This window comes from Amycolatopsis sp. NPDC059021, assembly GCF_042739895.1.
Classification (GTDB): Bacteria; Actinomycetota; Actinomycetes; order Mycobacteriales; family Pseudonocardiaceae; genus Amycolatopsis.
Genome location: NZ_JBHYIQ010000027.1, coordinates 1 through 2,756 on the forward strand (window position 1 = coordinate 1; position 2,756 = coordinate 2,756).

The following is a 2,756-nucleotide window of genomic DNA, read 5'->3' on the forward strand; positions in this document are numbered from 1 at the left end:
GCTCGCGCGCCCGCCCCCCCCGCCCCCGGGGGGGTGGGCGCGTGTGTTATTGCGAGTGGGTGGGGGTTGGCGTTGTTTTCGCGTCCCCCCCCCCCCACCGCTGAAGGAATGAACGGAAGATTCAGGACACCCCGAGGCCCCCTGCCCAACACAGTAGTGGTGGGGGCCGACAGGTCGGCGCGGATGTGACAAGGGCGTCCCTGGGTGCGTTCGATGCACCGAGGGCGTCCCTCGGCTCACTCAACGCACCGAGGGCGTCCCTCGGTGCGCGCTCGGCCCCGGGAAGTCCCGCTGGTGGCGTCGGGGCAGGAGTTCAGGAGAACCAGTCGCGTTCGGAGAGGTCTTCCTCCTCGTCACCCTCGTCACGACGGTGCCGTCCCGGACGCGGCGGAGCGGCCCGGTCGCCCGGGGCCTCAGCGGCGGGCGGAGCGACGGAGCCGGGTTCGATTTCTTCCGCTTGGCGGACGGAGGCGTCCAGCGCCGCGACCACGCCGGGGTCACGATCGAGTTTGCCCTGCAGGTAGTCGGTCCAGCTGAACTCGCCGCGTTCGACGCGCCGCGCCAGCTCCCGCCATTCCGGCGGCGCCTTGTCACTCGACGCGTACTGCTTCATCATTTCGGCTTCTTCCGGCGTCACCGGACGTTCGTTCGACTCGACCTCGTAGAGCGTCCGGTCGGCTTCGGCCATGGTCGTCTCGGCCTGGTCCGCGGCGTCGTCGAGCGCGTGCTCGGCGGCGACCATGTCGTCGGTCTTCCAGTTCAGCGCCCAGTTCGGCAGCTGTGCCATGGTCTCCCCCTAGTGTGCGTCCTGGCCGTATTTGTCGAGATCGCCCAGCTTCTTGTCGATGTCCTTGGCGGAGTCGTCGACCTGCTTCTTCTTTTCGTCCATGTCCTTTTTGGCGTCCCGGAACTGCCTGCCCAGTTGCACCGCGTCATGGGTGTTGTTGACCTCGGGAACCTTGCCGATGGCTTCCTTGATCGTGTCGATGTTCTTCAGGTAACCCTCGATACCCTGGACCAGCTTCTTGAGCGAGTCGTACAGCCCGATCACCGTCTGGATGAGACTGACGATTTCCTGTGCCTCGTGAATATACGGCGTGTCCTCGAAACCGCTCGCGACCCAGTCGAAGATCGACCACAGCTGCCCCCAGCCGGGAATCACCTTCTTGGCAAGTTTTCCCAGCAGGTCGAAGATCTTCTCGAGCAGCTGCACACCCCGGGTGGCGAGCTTGATCGAGACGTCCGCGAGTTTGTCGAACCCCTTCTTCATCCATTTGCAGCACTGTTCCGCGACATAGAGCGCGCCCGTCCAGACACTTTGGACGAGGCCGTTGAACGCGTCCGCCGCCTCGCCCTGCCAATCGGTCTCGACGAGTTTCGCGCTGTTCTGGCCGAGGTTCCCGGCGATCGTCCAGTACATGTCACCGGTGGTCGCCCACGCGTCGCCGTTGGCCCTGATCCGGTTGAAATCCCCGGTCAGCGGTTTGATCAGCAGGTCGAACAGATCCTTGTCGCCGGTGCCGACCATCGGCCCGATGATGTGCTGGTAGATCCAGTTGACCGCGCCCGCGATCGGGAAGTTCCCGCTGACCACGTCCCCGAGGTGGGTGGTCGCCACCTCAGGCACCTTGGGATCGATCGGTTCGACGTCCTTCCAGTCGCCGTAGACGTTCGGCGTGCTGTCGTAAGCGGTCGCCATGTCAGGAGCCACCGCCCGCTTCGGTGACCGTGCCCGCGGCCTGGTAGTCGACCTCACCATAGGCGTGTGCCGCGGTCTGGACCCCCATGGCAAGGCCGCACAATTTCTCGTCGAACTGCTTGTTCACTTCGACGCACACGCTGTTGAGCAGATCCATCGCCGCCTGCAGCGGTTCGAGCAGCCCGGTGAAGCCGGATTTGTTGGTCGGCTCGTCTCTGATGTACGACTGCACGGTGGAAAAGTCGTCGGCGACGGCAGTGAGATAAACGCCGAACTCGTACATCCGCGTAACGTGGCTTTTCACGTGAATCCCCTTGTCCGCAGCCCCCTTTCGGCGCAGTATGTGCACCCGCCGACAGGGTGTCAACTCGAACTCCGACGCCGATTGGCGCGGGCTGTTAGCATCCCCGGCATGCTGAGGGTCGATCGCGCTTTCGCCGCCGGGATACTGGGCTTGTCGCTGCTGTGCGCGTCGTGTTCGGGGGAATCGGGAACGACGAGTACGCCGGGCAATCCCGCGTCCTCGCCCGCTTCGAGCACCCCGGCCAATCCCGGGTCCAAACCGGACTGCACCACCCTGGTCACCCAGCAGGAAGCCCAGTCCGCCGTCGGCAAGCCGCTGACCAGGGACGAGACCACCACCAAGCCGCCCACCGCCTGCGGTTACTCCACTTCGGACGGTGGACTGGTCGGCATCCGCTACCTGACGGTGTTCCCGGTCGGCCAGGGCGTCGCGACCACGTTCGAGGGGCGCACCGCGCTGCTCGGGGACGCCTCGGCGAAGCAGCCTCCGCAGTGCGCGCTCTACGTGCAGCTGGGCAGTGGCCCGGACACGCTGGCCGTCACGGTCCGGGCCATCGCGAACCCCGATCTCTGCTCGGCGGCGAAGGGCCTCGCCCACACCGCACTCTCCCGGCTGCCCGCCGCCTGACAACCACCCGTTCGAGTGATTTCCGACGTGAGCTTTTTGGGGGTGTGTGTTCGGGGAGGGGGCCGGCTGGAGTTCGATCTTGTCCTCGAGATCGAGTAAGTCTAAGAGAGACTACGACGGCACGCG

4 protein-coding genes are annotated in these 2,756 nt (G+C 65.5%); 1 reads left to right on the top strand and 3 read right to left on the bottom strand.

Annotated elements, in window-relative coordinates:
• Positions 1-313: 313 nt before the first annotated feature.
• Genes ACFWX1_RS18025 through ACFWX1_RS18035 form a run of 3 tightly spaced genes read right to left on the bottom strand, consistent with a single transcriptional unit; the run spans position 314 to position 2,003 of the window.
• The gene (locus tag ACFWX1_RS18025) at positions 314-787 is read right to left on the bottom strand and encodes a hypothetical protein (RefSeq protein ID WP_378388596.1); all 474 of its coding nucleotides are present in this window, start codon (positions 785-787) and stop codon (positions 314-316) included.
• Between the two features lie 9 nt (positions 788-796).
• Complete coding sequence (locus ACFWX1_RS18030) at positions 797-1,699, bottom strand: hypothetical protein (RefSeq protein WP_378388598.1); 903 nt, start codon at positions 1,697-1,699, stop codon at positions 797-799.
• A 1-nt stretch (position 1,700) separates the two neighbouring features.
• Entirely contained in the window at positions 1,701-2,003 is a 303-nt protein-coding gene (locus ACFWX1_RS18035) for a hypothetical protein (protein ID WP_378340936.1), read from the bottom strand.
• A 108-nt stretch (positions 2,004-2,111) separates the two neighbouring features.
• Here ACFWX1_RS18035 and ACFWX1_RS18040 point away from each other — a divergent pair, with 108 nt between their 5' ends.
• Positions 2,112-2,630: a hypothetical protein gene (locus ACFWX1_RS18040; RefSeq protein ID WP_378388599.1), complete on the top strand. Its 519-nt coding sequence runs from the start codon at positions 2,112-2,114 to the stop codon at positions 2,628-2,630.
• Positions 2,631-2,756: the final 126 nt, after the last annotated feature.